The 1991-nt window shown below is 64.1% G+C and carries 3 protein-coding genes; all 3 read left to right on the top strand.

The features are described 5' to 3' along the window. Positions 1-994: DUF2157 domain-containing protein (locus EN884_RS34420; protein WP_128361058.1), on the top strand; the 994-nt coding region annotated here is incomplete at its 5' end. Continuing rightward, positions 991-1575 carry a GDYXXLXY domain-containing protein gene (locus tag EN884_RS34415; RefSeq protein ID WP_128361057.1) on the top strand — a complete coding sequence of 195 codons (585 nt, stop codon included), beginning with the start codon at positions 991-993 and terminating at the stop codon, positions 1573-1575. The genes EN884_RS34420 and EN884_RS34415, both read left to right, overlap by 4 nt. 26 nt (positions 1576-1601) lie before the next feature. Further along, on the top strand, positions 1602-1991 hold a 390-nt coding region (locus EN884_RS34410; RefSeq protein WP_164895369.1), incomplete at its 3' end, for an aromatic amino acid lyase.

The raw sequence follows: 1991 nt of genomic DNA, 5'->3' as shown, positions 1-1991 counted from the left end.
CTTCGGCTCGATCCTGGCTATGATGGCCGCCTTGCTGTTCGGCGCCGCCACGCGCGCCAGCCTCGGGATCGCGTCCCAATTGGCGCGCCAGACACGCAAGCTGGCGGCGCTGTTTGCCGTCATCCTTGGCGGCTATGTCGGCGGCGCGGTGCTGAAGGCCCGCGACCATGCGGCAATCGGGGAAGCGCTGTGGATCGTGGCGGCCGCGGCTTTCGGCGGCTCGATCGCGCTGATCGGCCAGATGTATCATCTCTCGGGCGACGAGGCCTCGGCTCTGGTGACCTGGGGAGCCGGCACGGCGCTGGCGGCGGTTGCGCTGCGATCGAACCCGCTGACGGTGGCTTCGGTCGGCATCGCCGATGCCTGGCTGGTCCTCAAAGGCTTCGACTATTACAGCCGCAGCGATTTTCCGCACGGCTTCGTCGTGATGGCGATCGTGCTGTTTGCCGTCTCGTTCTGGACCCGCAGCCAGGCGGCGCGCCACCTGATTATCCTGTCGGTGCTGTTCTATCTCATGCTGCTGGTCACCAACCACGACACGCTGCAGGTGGCGATCCCGCTGGTCGTCGCCTCGGCGCTGCTGTTCGCGGCCTCGGTCTTCGCGCCTGGCCCGGTCGACCGGGTCGTGCAACTCGGCGGCCGCTTGCCCTTGCACGCGCTGCTCGCCTTCCTCACCGGCCTCGCAATGATCCAGTTCGAACTCGCCGACGAGAGCACCTACAACAGCGGTTTTGCCCTCGCTTCGGCGATCGCGCTGGCCGGTGTTGTCGCCGCGATCGTGCTGGCAGGACGGGAGAGCCGTGGGCTACGCTGGCTTGCCTATCTCGGCTTCGCCTTCGAACTCGCCATCATCTATGTCGTGACCCTGCAATCGATGCTCGATACGGCCGGTTTCTTCCTGGCCGCCGCGGTGCTGCTCGGCATCCTCGCGATCGTCATCATCCGCGTGGAAAAACGCATGAAGGGCCCAGACGCCAAGGGAGCCACGGCATGATCACCGGGAAAAGGCTTGTCATCTCGGCGCTGGTGCTGGCGCTCGTCCAGATAGGCTTCCTGAGCTGGATCATCGCCGGCCGGGCGGCGATCCTGCGCAACGGCAAGGAAGTGCTGCTGAAGATCGAACCCGTCGATCCGCGCGACCTCCTGCGCGGCGACTATATTATCCTGGGCTACGAGATTTCACGCATACCGGTGAAAATGATCGCCAACATTCCGCCCGACAAATTTTCAAGCGACGCTACGTCGATTGTGGTGCGCCTGAAGAAGGGCGCCGACGGCTATTGGCAGCCGACGGCCGCCTGGTTCGGCAAGGCGCCAACGATGGCAACCGCCGACGAGGCCGATATTCTAGGCCACATCGCCGAAGGCTGGGACCTTCGCGGCGAAGAGGCGACCATCGCGCCGGACTATGGCATCGAGCGCTTCTATCTGCCGGAAGGCGAGGGGATGGCGATCCAGAACGACATGCGGGTGCGGCCATTCGGCATCCGTCTTGCTCTTGCCGGCGACGGCACCGCGCAGATCAAGGCGCTGGTCGACGGCGACAAGACGCTGTTCGAGGAACCACTCTACTAAGTCCCTTATTTCCGATGGTGTGAAGCATGCCAGTTAGCCTGTCGACGCGTGAAGACATCAACCTCGACACTGTCTTCCGCGTCGCCTGGAAGAAGGACACGGTGGAGATCAGCGAGAAGGCCTTGCAGCGCATCGCCGAATGCCGCGTCTCGTTTCTGAAGCTGATTGAATCCGATCCGCCACCGGTCATCTATGGCGTCACAACCGCCATGGGGGAATTGGCAAGCCGAAAGCTCGAACCTGACGAGCGTGATCGCCATGCGCGCATCAAGGCGTTTGCCGCCGCCACCTCGTTCGGCGATCCCTTGCCGGATCGCGTGGTCAGGGCGATCGTGCTTGCCCGTCTGACAAACTTCATCGAGGGCAACGCCGCCACCACGCCGCGCATCGCGCTTGCCGTGGCCGCGATGCTCGAC

The sequence above is a fragment of the Mesorhizobium sp. M7A.F.Ca.AU.001.01.1.1 genome (genome assembly GCF_004022735.1).
Taxonomy (GTDB): domain Bacteria; phylum Pseudomonadota; class Alphaproteobacteria; order Rhizobiales; family Rhizobiaceae; genus Mesorhizobium; species Mesorhizobium ciceri.
This window is presented reverse-complemented; position numbering and strand designations above follow the sequence as displayed.